The organism is Scytonema hankhaensis NUACC26 (genome assembly GCF_045865695.1).
Lineage (GTDB): Bacteria > Cyanobacteriota > Cyanobacteriia > Cyanobacteriales > Nostocaceae > Scytonema.
The window spans coordinates 40,818-60,899 of the sequence record NZ_BAACAP010000239.1; the positions used below are offsets into that span (position 1 = coordinate 40,818).

At 41.0% G+C, this 20,082-nt stretch carries 11 protein-coding genes and 2 pseudogenes; 7 read left to right on the plus strand and 6 right to left on the minus strand.

Annotated elements, in window-relative coordinates; genetic code table 11:
* Window positions 1-7: 7 nt before the first annotated feature.
* A pseudogene (locus ACKTT2_RS39675) lies at window positions 8-295 on the plus strand (protealysin inhibitor emfourin).
* Window positions 296-351: 56 nt separating this feature from the next.
* Here ACKTT2_RS39675 and ACKTT2_RS39680 read toward each other — a convergent pair.
* Entirely contained in the window at window positions 352-1,281 is a 930-nt protein-coding gene (locus tag ACKTT2_RS39680) for a cobalamin-binding protein (RefSeq protein WP_407896815.1), read from the minus strand.
* A 349-nt stretch (window positions 1,282-1,630) separates the two neighbouring features.
* On the opposite strand from ACKTT2_RS39680, the gene ACKTT2_RS39685 reads away from it, so the two are divergent.
* The gene (locus tag ACKTT2_RS39685) at window positions 1,631-4,246 is read left to right on the plus strand and encodes a PAS domain S-box protein (protein WP_407896817.1); all 2,616 of its coding nucleotides are present in this window, start codon (window positions 1,631-1,633) and stop codon (window positions 4,244-4,246) included.
* Here the strand turns inward: ACKTT2_RS39685 and ACKTT2_RS39690 are convergent, their stop codons facing one another.
* Both ACKTT2_RS39690 and pruA read right to left on the minus strand, forming a co-directional pair.
* Window positions 4,247-6,769, minus strand: a complete 2,523-nt coding sequence (locus ACKTT2_RS39690; RefSeq protein WP_407896819.1) for a glycosyltransferase family 39 protein — start codon at window positions 6,767-6,769, stop codon at window positions 4,247-4,249.
* 492 nt (window positions 6,770-7,261) lie between these two features.
* Entirely contained in the window at window positions 7,262-10,282 is a 3,021-nt protein-coding gene (gene pruA, locus ACKTT2_RS39695) for an L-glutamate gamma-semialdehyde dehydrogenase (RefSeq protein ID WP_407896821.1), read from the minus strand.
* A 178-nt stretch (window positions 10,283-10,460) separates the two neighbouring features.
* Here pruA and leuS point away from each other — a divergent pair, with 178 nt between their 5' ends.
* Complete coding sequence (leuS, locus tag ACKTT2_RS39700; RefSeq protein WP_407896823.1) at window positions 10,461-13,040, plus strand: leucine--tRNA ligase; 2,580 nt, start codon at window positions 10,461-10,463, stop codon at window positions 13,038-13,040.
* Between the two features lie 507 nt (window positions 13,041-13,547).
* Here leuS and ACKTT2_RS39705 read toward each other — a convergent pair.
* Both ACKTT2_RS39705 and ACKTT2_RS39710 read right to left on the minus strand, forming a co-directional pair.
* Entirely contained in the window at window positions 13,548-13,949 is a 402-nt protein-coding gene (locus tag ACKTT2_RS39705) for an HNH endonuclease (protein ID WP_407896825.1), read from the minus strand.
* Entirely contained in the window at window positions 13,946-14,320 is a 375-nt protein-coding gene (locus ACKTT2_RS39710; RefSeq protein ID WP_407896827.1) for a hypothetical protein, read from the minus strand. Before ACKTT2_RS39710 ends, ACKTT2_RS39705 begins: the two co-directional genes overlap by 4 nt.
* A gap of 79 nt (window positions 14,321-14,399) precedes the next feature.
* Here ACKTT2_RS39710 and ACKTT2_RS39715 point away from each other — a divergent pair.
* The 4 genes and pseudogenes from ACKTT2_RS39715 to ACKTT2_RS39730 all read left to right on the plus strand — a co-directional run.
* A pseudogene (locus ACKTT2_RS39715) lies at window positions 14,400-14,624 on the plus strand (DUF4058 family protein); the annotation flags it as partial.
* A gap of 636 nt (window positions 14,625-15,260) precedes the next feature.
* On the plus strand, window positions 15,261-16,145 hold the full coding sequence (locus ACKTT2_RS39720; RefSeq protein ID WP_407896829.1) for a sugar phosphate nucleotidyltransferase: 885 nt from the start codon (window positions 15,261-15,263) through the stop codon (window positions 16,143-16,145).
* Window positions 16,146-16,307: 162 nt separating this feature from the next.
* Window positions 16,308-17,267 carry a hypothetical protein gene (locus ACKTT2_RS39725; RefSeq protein ID WP_407896831.1) on the plus strand — a complete coding sequence of 320 codons (960 nt, stop codon included), beginning with the start codon at window positions 16,308-16,310 and terminating at the stop codon, window positions 17,265-17,267.
* A gap of 590 nt (window positions 17,268-17,857) precedes the next feature.
* Entirely contained in the window at window positions 17,858-19,828 is a 1,971-nt protein-coding gene (locus ACKTT2_RS39730; RefSeq protein WP_407896833.1) for a sensor domain-containing diguanylate cyclase, read from the plus strand.
* A gap of 7 nt (window positions 19,829-19,835) precedes the next feature.
* Here the strand turns inward: ACKTT2_RS39730 and ACKTT2_RS39735 are convergent, their stop codons facing one another.
* Window positions 19,836-19,967, minus strand: coding sequence for a hypothetical protein (locus tag ACKTT2_RS39735; RefSeq protein WP_407896835.1), 132 nt, complete (start codon window positions 19,965-19,967; stop codon window positions 19,836-19,838).
* Window positions 19,968-20,082: the final 115 nt, after the last annotated feature.

A 20,082-nucleotide genomic window follows, 5' to 3' on the forward strand; every position in this document is an offset into this window, starting at 1 on the left:
ATAGATTATGCGAATCTCGTGTGAAAGAATGGGCGGTTTTGCTGGCATAACAAAGAAAAAAACTGTTGACACAGCGAGCCTTTCTCAAGAGAAAGCAAAGCAACTCCCTCAATTAGTAGAAGCAGCAGATTTTTTCAATTTACCAGCACAAATAACAGCATCATCTACTTAACGCGATCGCTTTCAATATAAATTGACAGTAGAAGACAATGGCAAAAAACACACTGTCACTGTGAGTGAAACAGCGTTACCTGGTACGTTAAGACCACTTATTGAATGGCTCAATAAATTATGAATTATGAATTATAAATTATGAAACCAAAATATCATTCAGCATTCATAATTTATAATTTACAAAAGTTCCCAAGCTTGTCCTTTATAACCGTACTGAAAAATCTCCGGGTGCAAAATTTCAGCCAAGATTTCTAAAGAATCCACCAATCTTGGTCCCGGACGGTTGAAGTAAGCATTGCCATCAGTAATATAAACTCTGCCACTTTGAACAGCATGGAGTTGTTCCCATTCTGGGTGCTTGCATACCAACTGCGCTTCCTGACGAGTTCGATGCAAATCGAAGCCGCAAGGCATGAAAATAATGATATCTGGATTGTTAGAAATAAGCGTATCCCAAGTCAAAGGCGGAGAAGGTTGACCCGCAACGCTGAAAAGAGATTGTCCTCCGGCTAGAGTCACTAATTCAGGAATCCAATTAGCAGCCACCATCAAGGGATCGGTCCACTCAATACAAGCGACTGTAGGCAAATGTTCTGTTTTGGACAAACCTTGCGTTTTTTGTTCTACTATTTTGACCCTTGCTTCCAAATTCTCCAGTATGAGCCGCGAGTCAATACCAAAAACATGACCGACTCTCTCAATATCTGTCCAAACATCTTGAAGAACATTCGGCTGTAAAGAAACGATTTTAGGCGTAATCTTGGTAAGACTTGCAACTGCTTCTTCTACATCTTTTAAGCTTACAGCACAAACATCACATTGATCTTGGGTAACAATGTGAGTCGGTTGTAACTTTTCCAAAAGATCTATTTTAATCTGATAAATACTTAAAGCAGATTGTAACAGATTATTAACTTTACCATGAATTTCATTGCTAGAGGCATTGGTATTTATACGCGCTAGCGTACAAGCAGGGCGATGTTTAATTTCTGGGGGATAGTCACATTCATGAGAGCGACCCACAATAGCATCGGTCAACCCCAGTACCGCCAAGATTTCCGTGCCTCCGGGAATTAAGGAGACAATTCTTACGCCATCATCCGCCATTGCTCCACCTCCACTAGGACATATATTCAATTTTTACAGCAATTAGGCACTTTTGTATCTTTCTATAGGTCAATGATACGGAGTAGGGGGTAGGGGATAGGGGGAGAAGGGGGTAGCGGGTAGGGGGTAGGGAAAAGCTCAATGCCCAATGCCCATTTTTATATATCCTAATGTAGATATTTCATCATGATTCCATATTTAAAAAAGCAAATTTGAACTTATACTTAAAGGTTCATAAAGATGTTAAAAAGTCCAGATTGTCTTACCCGATCGCGTGCTAGTTCTAGATTTAGCAATTGCGATCGCGGGTGACTTATAAGATAAGGCGACGCGACAACGAGCGGTAAGCATGAGCAGACCAGACTTTTTCAAGAATATAGAGATCGTATCTCAACGGTTGCAGCCAATCCTATCGTGTGCAAGCGAGCAACAGCCGTGTCAATCTATCAAGAACAATCAACAACAGGTCACGATTTCTCAAAATGACCCACTTGATGTGTCAAAACCTAACGACAACCCTCAGAAGCTGGATAAAACATCTTCTCCATCAGGAGAAGCCCGATTTAAATGTCTATCTGAAGCAAGCTTCGAGGGTCTTATAATACACCAGAACGCGCTCGTCATAGATGTTAATAGTTCTTTAATTAGCTTGAGTGGCTATGAAGTCTCTGAATTAGTTGGCAAAAGTGCTTTTGTACTGTTTACTCCTGACTCACAAAAATTAGTCCAAAAAAATATTCTTTCCGGATACGAAAAACTGTATGAAGGAGTTGTAGTTAAGAAAAACGGTGTTACTTTTCCAGTTGAAATACAAGGTAAAAAGGTTCTTTACCAAGGACAGCAAATGCAGGCGATCGCGATTCGAGATATCACAACCCAAAAGCAAGCAGAAAATGTTTGGAGAGAAAAAGAAAATCGTCTTTATAAGCAAAGCCAAACCTTAGTACAACTGGCTCGAAGTCAAACTTTTCATAAAGGAAATATTAAAGCGGCACTAGAGGAAATTACAGAAGCGGCTGCCCAAACTTTAGATGTGGCACGTGTTAGTGTGTGGTTATACAATCGAGATAGCTCAAAACTTGAATGTGTAGATTTATATAATTTAGTAACAAAACGCCATACCAAAGGTACGTCACTTATTAAAGCAAATTATCCTACTTATTTCCAAGCTTTAGAAGAACAGCGTATCATAGCATCTGATAACGCACCACAGAATGAGCTAACTCAAGAATTATCAGAACCGTATCTTTCTGTATTCGGCATTTCATCTCTATTAGATGCATCAATTTGGTTGGGAGGGCGTCTCATAGGTGTTGTGTGTCACGAACATATAGGAAGTAGCCGTCAGTGGACATTAGAAGAAGAGAACTTTGCAAGTGCGATCGCGGATTTTGTATCCTTAGCAGTAGAAGTTAGCGAGCGTAATGCTGCACAAGAAGCCCTACAGCAAAGTGAAGCATGGTTTAGAGCCATTGTCGAAAATTCTTCCATGGGTATTGGACTTATCGAAATGCATGGAAGAATTGCGGATATTAATCCAGCATTATGTCAAATGTTAGGATATTCTCAACAAGAGTTATGTGGTAAGAATTTCACAGATTATATCTTTAATAATATAGGAGATTTAGAACTTTACCAAGAGTTACTGTCAGGAGTTCGAGAACACTTAGACATGGAAAGGCGTATTCTGCATAGAGAGGGTCGATTAGTGTGGGCGCATTTAAGTATATCTCTAATTCCAGGCGCAAATGGCGAACCTAAATTTTACCTAGTGATGCTCGAAGATATTACTGAACGCAAACAAACAGAATTAAAACTGGTAGAAAGTAAAGAGGCAGCAGAAGCAGGAAGTAAGGCAAAAAGTGAATTTTTGGCAACAATGAGTCACGAACTACGAACACCTTTAAATGCAATCATGGGATTATCTCAATTGCTGCAACAAGAAATTGTTGGTTCTTTAAACGACAAACAAAAAGAGTATATTAGCTGTATTTACGACAGTGGAGAACACCTTTTAGCTTTGATTAACGACATTCTCGATCTTTCTAAGGTAGAAGCAGGGAAAGAAGAACTTTTTCTATCACCTTTACATATAGAAGATATCTGTAATTATGTTATATCAACAGTTAGCGATCGCGCCCTAGAAAAAGGACTGCTCCTAACAGTAGAAATTGACGAACAAGTCAGTACTTGTGTAGCTGATGAGCGTCGCCTGAAACAAATGTTACTGAATCTTTTATCGAATGCAATCAAATTTACAGAGAAAGGAAAGGTAACCCTAGAAATCAAAAAACTACCACAAGGCATTGCATTTACAGTCATAGATACAGGTATCGGTATCGATTCCAATCAGTTTCAATTTTTATTTGAACCTTTTAAACAACTTGATAGCCGCCTCAATCGTCAATACGAAGGGACGGGTTTAGGTTTAGCACTAACACGCAAGTTAGTGCGGTTACATGGTGGAGACGTGACTGTAGAATCAACATTAGGACAGGGAAGCCGTTTTACCTTATTTCTGCCCGATGAAGAACATCAAAATATAGATATTTCTCCCCTTGAATCCCTTTCTCCTACTCTCCTACCTACCTTCTCATCCAAGACAAAACGTATTTTGCTCGTAGAACACGAAGAACATACCGCGATCTTGCTACAAGATTATCTTCAAACAATAGGTTATCAGGTTGAGCGAGTCAGTCACGGTAATGGATTTTTAGAACTCGTGAGAAACCAACAGCCCGATTTAATTTTATTAGATGTGGAGTTAGGAGATATCACTGGGTGGGATTTGCTAATACAAGTCAGACAACAACCCGATCTACAAGATTTGCCAGTTGTTATGATGACACCATTAATTGTAGTTTGCGATCGCGAACGAGTCAAACAAGTAGGTGCTAGCGACTGTCTCAGCAAACCCATCGGTATCGTTCAACTAGAATCAGTACTTATGAGGTATTTAACTTAGTTATTGGTTATTCAAAATTTGCCATGCTTTAACCAGATTGCCTTGCATTAAAGCAGCAGCACCAGAAAGAGCTTTTATTTCAGGTATATTTGGATTTTTTACCAAACTAGGCTCAAGAGACTTTTGTGCGGCTCCTGGTTGCCAATTATATAGCTGAACAAATGCTAGATAAGCATAAGAGTAGGGATTTTCTGAATCTAACTGAGTCACTTTTTGTAAAGCAGAAATTGCACCTTCTACTCGTCGCTGTAGAACATTTGCCAAAGCCAATGTATATGCCCAATCTCGATTTGAGGGAATTTCTTGTAAGCGATATTCCATGGTTAACCGTGCTTGTACCAAATAATCCTGTATTGGATCGTATTGATTGATACGTCCTACTTCATCAAAAATTTGACTTAATGCCTCCGTTCCCTTTGGTAACTTTGTACCTAAAACTCTTAATTGAGTCACTAAATCTAACTCTGGTGCTGGTGTAGCAGGGGCTTGAGGGTCAATTTGTAATGTTACATTTGGCACTTGAATGGAATAACTTTCTCCTGACAATCTGTTAAGATAAGTTGCTTGTAACGAGTAAATACCCGGTGCAATATCAGCAGGAGGAAGCATTGCCATTCTTTCTATTACCCTGAATGTACCTTCTGGTTTTTTAACACTAGAACGCAAAGCCCCCATTGCTATAGCGCGATCGTGTATCCAGGATGGGGATTGGGTACTAGGGACTGGGGCTTGGGAAGTCTTGTTTTTCCAAGTTAGCAGAACTAAGCCATTTTGTAGTTTTTCCCACGAACCAGACCACTCATAAGTTACAGGAACTGGAACTCCTGGTGGAGCTTTTTCTGGAACTGCAACTTGAGATAAAGTTAGGCGATTGGGCAAGATATTTGTGTTACTGATTTGTTTGACTTCTACTGCTGGTGTTTGTTTGTGGTAGAGATTTATTGAGCTACCATCAGGTAAATTCCAAGATTTGCTGAGTTGAAAAATTCCGCTTTGCTCGACAGCTTGTGTCATACTTGCTTGGGTTTCTCCAACAGATCCTTGGTTACTTGTCTTGGTGAGAAACCATTCTAGCGATCGCACATCCCTATCGATAAATTTCTTTCTCGTCCCCACTTGACGCCCGTAAACTTGAAAATTTTGTAACGCTCCGTAGTAATTGAAATTGTGTTGATTAATTGCTGCTGTTGATGGCAAAACTCCTAAAGTAGAACGTAATAATGGTTCTGTTTGGATAATCTGAGCAATGACCCGTTTATGAGGTAATTCCTCTGCCATATAAGGATAATACTGATTTGGACTCAAAGCTTGTGTTACCCAACTGCCAAGAAAACCTCCAACAGGAAACAAGTTAAACAACATAAGCAAGACTGCCAAAGCCGCCGTACACCATCGAATTCGCTTTCCCCAAAGATGAGATAACCGGGTCAATCCATATGCTAAAAATACAGTTAATGTAGGTAAATATGGTAACGCATAACGACTATCTTTATTAATATTCAAAGATGATAATAAATATGAACCTACCAAAAATACTGCTAACCATTTCAATGAAGATTCTACCTTGTCTCCCTTGTCTTCTTGTCTTCTTTGTTTAAACCCCAACCGACCCCAATAAAGTAGTAAAGCAACAATCGGCACTAATAACAGTGGAAGAGAAACTTGATTTGGTAATTGTTGCCAGTAATAAATCCACGCCTGTAATGTATTGAGAGGTGCTTCACCTTCAGCAATGGCAGAATCTATAGTTGCTCGTTTTCCAGAAGTTAGAACGATTAGCCAATTTGTACGATACCAAGGACTCATTACCAACACCGACAAACACAAACCACCCACCAATTGAACAAAACGTTTCCAACGGCGATGTCGTAAAGTCCCCACCCCAAGCCATACTATTGGAATTAAAAGAAATATCAAAGCCGTTTGCTTAACTAACAACGCTAATCCAAACGACAACCCAAACGCTAGCGCCCATAACCACTCAACAACCCTCCGCTTCTTCAGAGTTTCTAAGGTGTCAAAACTTCGCCAAACACTCAAGAAAAAGAAACTCAAAGTTACAACCGCAGCCAAAGGATAATCTAGTAGAAAATCTAGACGAAAACGATAAAGGGCAGGTAAAACTTGACACAGGAAAGCTGCCCACAAACCTACAGCCTCACCAAACAACACCTTTCCCAAGCCATAAACCGATCCCAGTAAAACTCCGCTAAATAGAAGCATAACCAGAGTCGCTTCATCTGGGCCAGTACCAAAGATATTCTGAACGCCAGCTGCAAGGATATAAGTCAAAGGCGGTATTTTTGAAGACAACAACCATAAACTTTGCCACCAATCTTGGTTCCACCATTGCGGATTTTGCAAAGCTTGCCAATAGTTTAACGTACCCGTTAAATAATCAGCCTGATCCCAAGCTGGTGTAGAACGATCCAATGCAAACCAAATGCGATCGCATACCATCCCAAACATCCAGATTACACTGAGTATCGCCAAGCTTCTAAACTTCTTGCGTTGTACGCTCATTTACTCTCTCATACCAATTTAATATGAAGCTGCATATTATTTTTACCCCTCCTAACCTCCCCTTATAAAGGGGAGGAAAATAAGTTTCCTGTTTCCCCCCTTTATAAGGGGGGATTAAGGGGGGTAAGGAGAGATGCCACAGATGGTAGAGTTTTTTCGGGAGCATCTTCATCTGAAAACGGTATCAGCATCTTTCGTGTTTTAAATCCTAAATTACCGCAGAGCTATGGGCTGCAAATTTTCACAAATCAGATAGGATTGCTATACAACTGCCCAACAATTTGCTGTAACGATAAATATGCTCGTATTAATGCGGATTTTGTTCTTTTTTCCATTGTTTATCGAAGTTTCTCCATACTGAATTCTCTAGAAATAATTTTTTAACAAAATCCTTGCTGAGTGCGCCTCATGTTGCAAAAGTCTTGGTAGGGGCGCAATGCCTTGCGCCCTTACATTCTTTTCACGCCTAGGTCTATTAGCCACCCAACAGAACTATTCAGCCCCTTCAATAGGTGCAAAACCCTGACGCTGAACGTTCTCCGTCACAGTCCGTGGTTCTAGAAATTGCAGCAAGTAATCGGGACCCCCCGCCTTAGAACCAACTCCAGAAAGTTTAAACCCGCCAAACGGTTGTCGAGCCACAATCGCACCTGTAATTGTGCGATTGATGTACAAGTTTCCTACCTCATACTCTTCTTGAGCCAATTGAATATGGGAAGGAGTTCTGGAATAAAGCCCTCCTGTCAAGGCATAATTTGTCCCATTTGCAACAGCTAAAGCCTCCTGAAAATTCTTCACTTTAATAACTGCTACAACCGGACCAAAAATTTCTTGTTGGGCAATGATGGCATTTGGAGAAACATCTGTAAAAATTACAGGTCCGATGAAATACCCATTATCCGGTGCAGGCATTTCCAAAGCAACCTTTGCCTCAGCCTTACCTTTTTCAATATATTCCCGGATACGATCGCGTGCATTAGCATCAATCACGGGTCCAACTTGAGTGCTAGGATGCTCGGGTACACCAATATTCAGAGATTTTGTCGCTTCTACAAACCTCTGTACAAACGTATCGTACACCGATTCCAAGACTACGACTCGCGAACAAGCAGAACACTTTTGTCCGCTATAACCAAATGCCGACTGTACAGCCCCAACCACAGCTTGGTCTAAATCGGCACTTTCATCTATGACGATCGCATTCTTACCACCCATCTCAGCAATAACACGTTTCATATGCTTTTGACCGGGCTTAAGAACCGCTGCTTCTGCGTATATTCTACAACCTACCTCTTGAGAACCAGTAAAAGCAATGACATGAGTGTCCGGATGATTCACTAAATAAGCACCAACCTGAGAACCCTTTCCTGGGACGTATTGATACACTCCTTTGGGTATTCCAGCTTCCACCAAAATTTCTGTCAGTTTGGCTGTAATGACAGAAGATGTTTCCGCAGGCTTCAACAGAGTACAATTACCAGCAACCAGAGCAGCAACCGTCATACCCGTTGCGATCGCCAATGGAAAATTCCAAGGAGAAATCACCACAGCAATACCACGAGGCTGATAAATATAACGATTTGTTTCCCCAGAAACATCGTAATTATAACCCTCATCTAACCGCTCCATTTCCAGAGCGTAATAGCGACAAAAATCAATCGCCTCAGAAACCTCACCATCAGCTTCCCGCAATGGTTTTCCAACTTCCAAAACTATCCAAGCAGAAAGTTCCGCACGGCGTTGTTCCATCAAATCCGCCGCTTTCCGCAATATTCGCGCTCGTTCCTTCGCAGGTGTTTTGCGCCAAGCAGGAAAAGCAGCCTTTGCCGCTTGCATAGCTTGTTCGGCTTGTTCGACACTCATCAACCCAATCTGACCAACCACCTCAGTAAAATTAGAAGGGTTAACAGAATCAATCGTCTGTTGAGTGCTGACATACTCACCATTAATCAAAGGCAAATAAGTTTTCCCAAGTCGCCCTCGGACAAATTGAAAAGCCTCACTCGCCTCCCTTCTCTGGGTCTCCTCAGCAAAATCCGTATCCGCCGCACCAGTGAAAGAGGAGGGGGGGATGGGGAGAGGGGGAGAGGGGGGGAAAGGAGAGTTATCCTTGTCTACCTTGTCCCCCTTGTCCCCTTGTCCTACAACAGGCGGAGCTATCAACTCCTCTACCGGACGATTCTCCATATTTTGTCTTAAGAAAGAGCTATTAGCCGTGTTTTCCAACAGACGACGAATCAGATAACCCATTCCCGGCAAAAGTTCTCCATAGGGACAGTAAACTCTCACCCGATATCCCTTATCAACTAGAGCCTTGGCTATTTTGTCACCCATGCCATAGAGAACTTGCATTTCAAAGCAACGACGGGGGACATTTAAAGATTCTGCGATCGCTATAGCCCGTGCTTGAGAACGCACGTTATGACTGCCAATAGCGGAATACACGTATTGGTGATTTTGTAACAACAATTCCGTCAGGTGCTCAAAGTTAGCATCTGTAGCTGCTTTATCATTGTATACAGGCTGTTCCCAATGTTTTTGAGAAGCTTTGATAGTTTCCTGATCCCAATACGCACCTTTCACCAAGCGAATTGTCACTGGGTAACCGCGCTGCTTAGCCCATGCAATCAAAGCTTGCAAGTCTTGTTCGCTATCGCGTAAGTAAGCTTGAATTGTGATACCAATATCGGTTCGATTCCGAAATTCCTCTTCTAGTAAAATGTTTTTCAAGATGCTGAGAGTTAAGTCTTTGTAGGCATACTGTTCCATATCAAAGTGAACACCAGCACCGAGTTCTCGAGCGCGACGCAAAAGAATACGGATGCGATCGCTTACTTGTTCTTCACTACCTTGAGCATTTAGAGGGTCAAACTGAGAATAAAACGCTGTGAGTTTGACAGAAACCTGGACTTTTGGTAAAGGTTCTCCATCAGCTAAGTCAATCGCAGGAACTGGCGACCAATTTTTAGATGCTTCCACCAGTTGCTGCATCAAGTCCAGATATCGTTCTAAGTAAAACTGTGCTTCTACTTCCGTAATAACTGCTTCACCTAGTATATCTACGGTGAAAGCCATTTTTTCCTTACGCAGTCGCTCAATAGTTTTGAGTGCTTGCTTAATATTATCTCCAGAGATATATTTATGAGCTAATGTTTCTGTTGCTGTGGCAACAGTCGTAGCAGCAACTTGTCCCGGTACGGAGTCGGGATGAGCAAAATTCAGCATACCCTTCAAAGCTGCTGGTAATTCTACTGTCTCATCACCCAAATATTCTTGTAAGTGCGCTGCAATTTCTGGTTTGCTGCGTAAAGCCGGAAGAGTATCAATAAAGCGGAATAGCTGCACCCGTAACCCAGGATTACTCATTGCCCAAGCCAATAACTTGTCATCCCAGCGCATTTGATCTCGCAATGCTGCAAAGAAAGAACGGCTTTCCTGCGTTGCTGCTAGCAGTTGCTTGGCAATTTCTTGAGTTTTAGCTTCGTAAGTACTGGTTTTTACTTGTAAGACCACCGATAACAAACTCCCTTTAAAACATAAGGCTATGTATTATAAAGCCTATGTTTCTATTGTGGCTCGTGGAATGTGCTACCACTAGAGACAAGAGAACAATTATTTTGGGATATTTCCTGGCTAGCATCTAAAATATGGAAGTAGACAGAAATTACAAATTGTAGTAGGAGTATTTTCGGTGGAGTCCCGATACAACCCAGCAGAAATTGAGGAAAAATGGCAAACAACATGGACAGAACAAGGCTTGGATAAAAAACCAACAGAAAAGAACAAGCCAAAATACTATGCCTTGTCCATGTTCCCCTATCCTTCGGGCAGCCTGCACATGGGTCACGTCCGTAATTATACCATTACCGATGCGATCGCTCGCCTCAAACGTATGCAAGGGTATCGGGTGCTACATCCCATGGGTTGGGATGCTTTTGGTTTGCCTGCAGAAAATGCTGCCATTGACCGAGGTATACCCCCAGCAAAATGGACGTATGAAAATATCGTCCAAATGCGCCAGCAATTAAAGCGCTTGGGCTTCTCCATTGATTGGGACTGTGAAGTTGCCACTTGTTCGCCAGACTATTACAAATGGACTCAGTGGATTTTCTTGCAGTTTTTCAAAGCAGGTTTGGCTTACCAAAAAGAAGCAGCCGTTAACTGGGACCCCGTTGACCAAACAGTAGTTGCTAACGAACAAGTCGATAGCGAAGGACGTTCTTGGCGAAGTGGGGCAAAAGTTGAGCGCAAACTTTTGCGACAGTGGTTCTTCAAAATAACCGACTACGCCGAAGAATTGTTGAACGACCTCGACAAATTGCCCGGTTGGCCCGAACGTGTTAAGTTGATGCAGGCAAACTGGATAGGTAAATCAACAGGGGCATACTTAGAGTTCCCTATTGTTGAGTTGGAAGAAAAAATTGGCGTGTACACCACTCGCCCAGATACAGTTTATGGTGTCAGTTATGTGGTGTTAGCACCAGAACACCCTTTGACACGGCAAGTTACAACGCCAGAAAATCAAGCAGAGGTAGAAGCTTTTGTCAAAGAAGTTTCCAATCAAAGTGAATTGGAACGAACTGCTGAGGATAAACCCAAGCGGGGTATTCCCACAGGTGGCAAAGCAATCAATCCATTTACTGGGGAAGAAATTCCTATTTTGATTGCTGACTACGTGCTGTATGAATACGGTACGGGTGCAGTGATGGGTGTTCCGGCACATGATGCACGGGATTTTAAGTTTGCTAAAGAAAAGAATTTACCCATCAAAGTCGTTATTGTGCCTACAGAAGAGGCAAACAAACCCACTTCAAAAGAAGGGCTGCAAGCAGCATATACAGAACCAGGTGTTGTCATTAATTCCAGTCAATTTAACGGCATGGCATCCACAGAGGCAAAACAAGCGATGGTGGAATACGCCGAAAAGCAAGGTTTTGGCAAAGCAAGAGTTCAATACCGCTTGCGAGATTGGTTAATTTCACGCCAAAGGTATTGGGGCGCACCCATTCCTATAATTCGTTGTCCCAATTGTGGAAATGTACCCGTCCCAGAGGAAGATTTGCCCGTCTTGTTACCAGATAATGTAGAATTTAGCGGGCGCGGACCTTCTCCTTTGGCTAAGTTAGAAAACTGGGTTAATGTACCTTGTCCAACCTGTGGAACACCAGCATTGCGAGAAACAGACACGATGGATACTTTTATTGATTCCTCGTGGTATTTCTTGCGCTTCCCTGATGCTAAGAATGAAAAGCAAGTCTTTGACTCAATGGAAGTGAATGACTGGATGCCAGTGGATCAATATGTTGGTGGAATTGAACACGCGATTTTACATTTGTTGTATTCGCGGTTCTTTACCAAAGTTCTGCGCGATCGCGGCTTGTTGAACTTTGATGAACCCTTCCAACGCTTGTTGACTCAAGGCATGGTACAGGGGTTAACTTATATGAATCCCAATAAATCTGGAAAAGATAAGTGGGTTCCTTCTCATCTTGTGAATCCAAACGATCCTCGCGATCCCCAAACGGGCGAACCCCTGCAACGTCTTTACGCTACCATGTCAAAATCTAAGGGAAATGGTGTTGCACCGGAAGATGTGATTGAAAAATATGGGATAGATACTGCCCGGATGTTCATCTTATTCAAAGCACCACCAGAAAAAGATTTGGAGTGGGAAGAAACTGACGTAGAAGGTCAGTTCCGCTTCTTGAACCGGGTTTGGCGATTGGTTAGCGAGTATGCAAATCAACCAAGGGCGGTTGGAGATAATCAAACTCAACTGAGTAAACCAGAGAAAGATTTGCGACGGGCAATCCATACTGCTATCAAAGAAGTGACAGAAGATGTTGAAGGTGAGTATCAGTTCAACACTGCCATCTCTGAATTGATGAAATTAAGCAATGCTATGACTGAAGCAAGTTGTAAAAATTCACCAATTTATGCAGAGGGTATTCAAACTTTAATTGTGTTGTTAGCACCTTTTGCGCCTCACATTTCTGAGGAATTGTGGCATCAATTGGGCAATGTGGAGTCAATCCACACACAAGCTTGGCCCAAGTATGAAGAATCTGCTTTGGTTGCTGATGAAATCACATTAGTGATTCAAGTTAACGGCAAAAAGCGTGCAGATCTTCAAGTTCCCGCCCAAGCTGATAAAGCGGAATTGGAAAAGTATGCCCGCGAATCAGAAATTGTCCAGCGTTACCTTGAGGGCAAAGAAATTAAAAAGGTGATTGTGGTGCCGGGAAAGTTGGTCAATTTTGTGGTTGGTTGAGAAGGTGGCTGATGCCATTGCTTCGACAATTTCGTTTGTGGATAGGATTGCATTAACAATAAGCGGTTCTCAGTTGACTGCAACACCTTAAAAATTGTCTTGTGAAATAATTGTCTTGTGGAACGGGCGTCTCGCCCGTTTTAGCTTTGTAGGGTGGGCAATGCCCACCCTACGTATATATAGCAATTTTCACTCTTATTGAAGTACAGATACATCCGCGTTCGTCCGCGTTCATCTGCGGTTCCATAACTTTTTTATGTATTGTACCCAATTGAAAACCGCTATAGGAAGTAATCATAAGAGCGGAAAGGGAGTATTGTCTTGTGGGGGGCAACGATCGCGGAACGATCTTCAATATGTAACCATAACCATACACCTTTGCCATTGCCCACGATTGGAAACCTTTGCTGGCGCACCTGTTGTGCCACATCGCCATTAGGGTTGAACCAAGTGCCGAGTCCGTAGAAGAAGCCATAGCGTAAGGCTTGTGTTGAGATTTGTAGATGCTTATGGAAACAAACCTAAACGAATCCACAGTTGTCGCGCAGTAACCTGTGGTTGGCTGTTCATCTCTAAACTGTTAACACTAGCTCTCCCAATTGCAGTTATTCCCACAATCATTCCAGATATTTCATCCGCTTGAAAATGGTCATCCCATCGATCTTGCCTAGGATGAAAGAAACGAACTTCGGTATTTGAGTCAGGGTCAACTCCGCTTGTACGATTGCTTTTATGAAGATTGCAGGAACGACAAGCAAGTGCTAAATTTTCCTCAGAATCAGTACCTTGCTTACTGAGTGGTATGATATGCTCTACTTCAAAAGGCAAGTTGAAGACAAGTTCTGGGGCGTGGCAATATTCGCAGCGATGACCAGCTCGCTTAGAAACCAATGTGTACTTTGGGTTCATAGGCTTTGCTGTTGTAGTAATGAAGCTGTTCTAGCTGTTGCTGCTTTGAGTTCTGCCTCAACAAGATTATCTAACTCTTCTTGCAGTTGCAGTGAAAGCTCTATACCTTCATCGCGTGCAGTTCTCCACATATTCATGAGTTCGGATAAACGTTTTTGTTGTTCAATACTGAAGAACCGATCGGGATAAAAACTTTGAAGTAATAGTAAAGTACTAAATTCACTTTCATCCAGTTGAGCCGTTAAAGCATCCAATGCCTGTCCTGCAGTTTTACCAATCGAGTACTTATCATCTGCAACAGCGCGGTAGAACTTTTGACCACTGGCATCATATATGGGTAAGATGGCTACTGTCGTCATATTCTGTTTCAAAATGGCTTGTTTATTAATTATAGTGTTTTGTTAAATTACGAGATAAAGTTAGGAGTAGAGGCTAAACTTTTACGTCAATTTACCCGAACGAATTCCCAGTTTTCCTTTGCCACTTTTGTTAGAAGATGAAGAATTGAGCGTTGATTTGCAGGCAATTGTTGATGGCGTATGCGAGCGGGCTGGCTATAACGAACGTATTGATTACAGCCAAAGAGTTCCGCCTCCTGCATTATCAGAAGCAAACCAACAGTGGGTTGAGGAATTATTAGCCTCCATTCGAGGTAGAAATGGCACATCTAGATAGTGAAAATGTCGGCTTTGCTTAAAACTGAGTTCACCTGAAGCCCAGTAAAGTAGCGAGCGCAAGCAAAGATTTATGATTGATATGAAAATTGACCTTGCGTTCAGTAACGTGTATAGCCTTTATACTTGTAATATTTATTACTTTCTTTCTTTTTCTTTTTTTGCAATTAAACTCAGATACTGTAAGAAGATAGTTGTTGCAATTTATGCTTATACAGAAATTAAATATTGTTAAATCGATACACAAAAAAGCGCTTGGAGTTTTGCCCACCAAGCACTTCTTATGTATAGTTTATACCAGTCCACTAGTTTGATGCAACATTTGAATCTCGCAACGTGTCCTTAATTTAGGAGGGTTGCGATTGTAACTTGTGGCAAACATATGGTGAAGTGGTATCACTCCTTGCACTAATAAAGAATATCGTCTCTAAAATGATACAGGGAATCTCGTGAGTGACACTTTGTCAACTGACCCCATCTTCAGAGTTATTAGTTTAGCTACATACACGGATATAATTTTTAAAGGTTCGTGGCTTGGCAGATAGACGTTAATATGCTGCTTGTATCATTTTAGATGCAAAATTAATTTTTAATTTTTAATTTTTAATTTTCACAAAGCATACAACTCTAACTTTTTATGCAACGAAGTAAAGTCAGAAAAGCTGTGATTCCAGCCGCCGGTTTTGGCACTCGCCTGTTTCCTGCTACTAAAGTTGTCAAAAAAGAACTTTTTCCGATTATCGATCGCGATGGCAGAGCAAAACCTGTGATTCTAGCCATTGTGGAAGAAGCGCTCGCGGGTGGAATTGAAGAAGTTGGGATTGTCGTGCAACCAAGCGATCGCGAAATTTTTGCAGATTTTTTCCAAACTCCCCCGAAACAAGAGCTTTTTAACAAACTTTCTTCAGAAAACCAAGAATACTGTCAATATCTCCAAGAATTAGGCAAGAAAATTACAATTTTGACTCAAGAAGAGCAAGAAGGTTACGGTCATGCAGTATACTGTGCCAAAGAATGGGTAAAAGATGAAACATTCTTGCTCATGCTGGGAGACCATATTTACTCATCAAATCTAGAAAAATCCTGTGCGCGTCAAGTTTTAGACGTTTACGAACAAGTCCATCAAAACGTTGTCGGGTTAGTAGAAATGCCAGAGACAATCATCCATAAAGCTGGTTGCGTTACAGGAGTTTGGCACTCCTTCAATGAGATTTTGACACTAACTCAAGTTCGCGAAAAGCCATCTATAGAATACGCAAGGCAGAACCTAGTTGTAGAAGGAATAGCGAGCGATCGCTTTCTTTGTATATTTGGACTATATGTACTAACAGCCAAAATATTTGACTTTCTAGAAGAACACATCCAAAGTAATTTTCGGGAACGGGGTGAATTTCAATTGACATCTTGTCTCGAACAACTACGTCAGGCAGAGGGGATGATAGGTTATGTTGTAAAAGGTAAAACTTTCGATATTGGTATGCCAGACGCCTATCGGCAAACGATGATTGATTTTAGGGGGTAGGGAGTAGAGGGTAGAGGATAGGGAAAAGTTATGGTCTGCGGTTTACTCGCAAGTAAAGATTTAAGAAATATGAAGTGACCAGAGAAAATTTCCGAAAAAGTTCTGATGTAACCGTAAGTCTTTTTAGATTAGCTTCAGTAGGTGTAGGAAAGTTTACTGTATATGTCTCAAATATTACTGTATATAGGAATTACTATTGCCCTGATTGTCGGATTTCCTATACTACTGACTGGTCTTATTACCGGGGGCATTTATTTTGCAACTAGACAACTGCCAAAAGTAGCCAATACCTTTTTCCACTTGATTGCTCTTGGCAAAATTAAGGAAGCATACCAAAGTACTGCTTTGGAATTTCAAGATAACACCTCTCAAGCAGATTTAGTTGATTTTTTGCAAGCCAACTTTCTAATGAATTACAAGCGGGCTTTTTGGCTATTCCGTTCTCGTAATAATTACCAAAGCTGGATAGGGGGTAATATCATTACTCAATTTGGTGCAAAAATACCAATAAAAGTTCATTTTATTAAACAAAACGGATTTTGGAAGATTTACGCTCTAGAAAAATCTCAAGATGGTACGATTAAAGACCATGGAGACAAATTGATATTAAGTGGCTTAATTGAAGATGGTAAGTATATAAAACCTGTAATACCTACAGAAATCCAAGCAAAGCAGTTAGCTTACGATACTTTAATGTCTTTCTATGATACTGTAGAAACAAATAATTTTACAAGATTTTACGATTCCATTTCGTCCCTATGGCAACAGCAGACTAGTATTGTCGAACTTGAATCCGCGTTTCAAGATTTTCTTGGCAAAAAATTTAGCTTATCAGGTATTATTGCAGGTCGAATTCAATTTCTACAACCTCCAGACATTAATGAAAATAATTGGTTGCAGTTGCGCGGACAAGTTCCTGACGTTATGGGTTATCCATCAATGCTGGACTTTGACCTCCAATATATTCGGGAAGAAGCTATCTGGAAATTAGTCAAAATAAAAATTAATGTAGAAAAGTTTAAAACGGAAGTGGTACGCAATGGGAAAAGACTAAAATATCCCTTGCAAATAATTGATATCACTGATGAGTTAAAAACAGATTTTTGGGCTGATAGAAATTAGTTAGTGGTTAGTGGTTGGTGGTTAGTTGTTAGTGGTGTGGGACAGGCGAGACGCCTGTCTTTGTTACCTAAATCTAGAATATTGAATGCTCAATCTGTAAACAATTACTATAGCAATCCTATTTGATTTCTGAAATATACGTGGTAGGTAGGGCTATGCCGCACAAAAGCCTTGTGTAGTGGACAATGCCCACCCTACAGTAGTTAAAACTTTTCATAAATGATTTTAGGACTGCTATCACTAATCACTGGTTACCGATCGCTAGTCACTGTACTCAATTTTATAAAAAGTAAATGCTTTTGAGAAACGACATCTAACCAAAGACAGATTTTATTTTATGTAGTTGATTTCTCAATAATTGTAACAAAAGGGACTTTTTTGCTTGAGAGAAGGTTACTCCATAGATGAGCGATTGCAATATATTTAGGAGGCAACCGAGAAATTACGAAACTTTCTTAAAAGTTATTGTGTTTGTACTCATTGGAAAAACACTCAATAGCTCAAAAAATAGGGAAAATTTAGTAAATTTAATGAAGAAAATTAAATAAGGTCTAGGTAAACTGAGATGTCCTAATAATTTTAGAGTTTATATGCTTAATTTTTTAAATGATTTTTTATTGCAAAACCAGTTCATTCCTCACGGACATTGTTATCTTTGGAAGCCGGAGTTAGTGGGATTGCATATTTTGAGCGATGCGCTGACAGCTATTGCTTATTTTTCAATTCCAGCCATGCTTGTTTATTTTGTCAAAAAACGGCATGATGTTCCTTTTTATTCAATTTTTTTGCTGTTTGGAGCATTTATTGTTGCTTGCGGCATGACTCATATTATGGATATTTGGACGCTTTGGTTCCCAACGTACTGGATATCTGGTTTCGTCAAAGCAATAGCAGCTTTCATCTCATGCGTGACAGCTTTGTCTTTATTTCCATTAATTCCATTAGCATTAGCCTTTCCAAGTCCCGCACAATTAGAAGCAACGAATAACCAACTGTTGAATGAGATAGCAGAACGTCAGCGAATTGAATTGGAATTGCGATCGCTTCTGGATGAGCTTGAAATCAGAGTGGCAGAACGGACTCAAGAATTAACCCAATCTTTGAAAGATTTATCGAATATCAAATTTGCTCTAGATGAATCCGCGATTGTAGCTATTACAGATCGTCGTGGAATCATAACGTATGTGAACGATAAATTCTGCTCTATCTCAAAATACTCTATGGAAGAGCTTTTGGGAAAAGACCACCGCATTATCAATTCTGGTTACCATTCAAAAGAATTTTTCAAGCAAATGTGGGCAACTATTTCTAGCGGACGTGTTTGGAAAGGCGAACTGAAAAATCAAGCGAAAGACGGGACTCATTATTGGGTGGATACAACAATTGTGCCACTTTTGAATGTGGATGGAAAATCCTATCAATACATAGCTATTCGCAATGATATAACTGCTCGTAAGTATGTGGAGTCAGAACTACAATTTGCTAACGAACAATTGAGTAATTGGGTGAAAGAATTAGAAACTCGTAATCAAGAGACGGCTCAAATGAGTAAATTAAGCGATATGTTACAAGCTTGTTTGAGTATTGAAGAAGCACATGAAGCGATCGCAAAACTCGTTCAACCCTTATTTCCAAATGTATCGGGAGGTGTGTACATTATCAATTCCTCAAAACGGTTAGTGGAGGCAGTTGCAACTTGGGGCGGTGAAACATTTGATACGAATCAGTTCTTTACACCAAATGAATGTTGGGCGTTGCGACGGGGACGAGTTCATTGGGTAGATAATTCTAGCTCTAACCTTCTGTGCAAGCACGCGCATCACAATTCGAGCATGAAAGAGTCCCTTTGCGTACCCATGATGGCACAGGGAGAAGCAATGGGCGTATTGCATTTATGCTCTCAAGTTCGAGGAAAACTTAACACAGCCAAACAAAACTTGGCAACAACCGTTGCCGAACACATCGCTTTAGCACTAGCTAACATAAAGTTACACGAAGCCATCCAGTCTCAGAGCATTCGCGACCCCCTCACCGGATTGTTCAATCGTCGCTACATGGAAGAATCTTTAGAAAGGGAATTCGCAAGAGCAGAACGCCAACAGCAAGATTTATCTATTATCATGCTTGATGTTGACCACTTTAAACGCTTTAATGACACATTTGGTCATAGCGCGGGAGATATGGTACTGCGAGAATTGGGTACATTTTTGCACGCACAAATTCGCAGCAGTGATATTGCTTGCCGTTACGGAGGAGAAGAAATAATACTTATACTGCCAGAAGCACCCACTGAGGTTGCTAAAACCCGTGCGGAAGTTATACGCGAAGGTGTCAAACATCTATTAGTAGAACATCACTCTCAAGTGTTTGGTCCACTAACTGTATCGTTGGGAGTAGCAACGTTTCCAGAACACGGTAAAACACCAGAAATGACGATCGCAGCAGCTGATGCCGCACTGTATCGCGCTAAGAAAGAAGGTCGCGATCGTGTCGTCGTAGCATCTGAAAATAAGGAGTGGGGAGTAACCACCAACAACCAACAACTAACAACTAACTACTAACTACTCATTAATCTCTAGCTTCAATTGTTTCAGTGAGCGCTAGACCAACTGTAGAAACTAACATAATAAAAATAATGGATGCCAAATCTACTATGACAAAGAATTGAAGTGCAGTATCGCATGAGAAGTAGGATTGCATAATTGATAACCTTATTGTGTAAAGATAAATTGTAATATACCAGGGAGTGGAAAAAGTGCAATTTAGATAGAAAACTGCACCTTGTAGTAGAAATGAAAGTGTCTTGCTTTCACCG

Bases quoted from the DNA above. Each gene is read 5' to 3' on its own strand.
- ACKTT2_RS39680 (WP_407896815.1), bottom strand. From the start codon at position 1,281: ATGGCGGATGATGGCGTAAGAATTGTCTCCTTAATTCCCGGAGGCACG.
- ACKTT2_RS39685 (WP_407896817.1), top strand. From the start codon at position 1,631: ATGAGCAGACCAGACTTTTTCAAGAATATAGAGATCGTATCTCAACGG.
- ACKTT2_RS39690 (WP_407896819.1), bottom strand. From the start codon at position 6,769: ATGAGCGTACAACGCAAGAAGTTTAGAAGCTTGGCGATACTCAGTGTA.
- ACKTT2_RS39705 (WP_407896825.1), bottom strand. From the start codon at position 13,949: ATGAACCCAAAGTACACATTGGTTTCTAAGCGAGCTGGTCATCGCTGC.
- ACKTT2_RS39720 (WP_407896829.1), top strand. From the start codon at position 15,261: ATGCAACGAAGTAAAGTCAGAAAAGCTGTGATTCCAGCCGCCGGTTTT.
- ACKTT2_RS39725 (WP_407896831.1), top strand. From the start codon at position 16,308: ATGTCTCAAATATTACTGTATATAGGAATTACTATTGCCCTGATTGTC.
- ACKTT2_RS39730 (WP_407896833.1), top strand. From the start codon at position 17,858: ATGCTTAATTTTTTAAATGATTTTTTATTGCAAAACCAGTTCATTCCT.
- ACKTT2_RS39735 (WP_407896835.1), bottom strand. From the start codon at position 19,967: ATGCAATCCTACTTCTCATGCGATACTGCACTTCAATTCTTTGTCATA.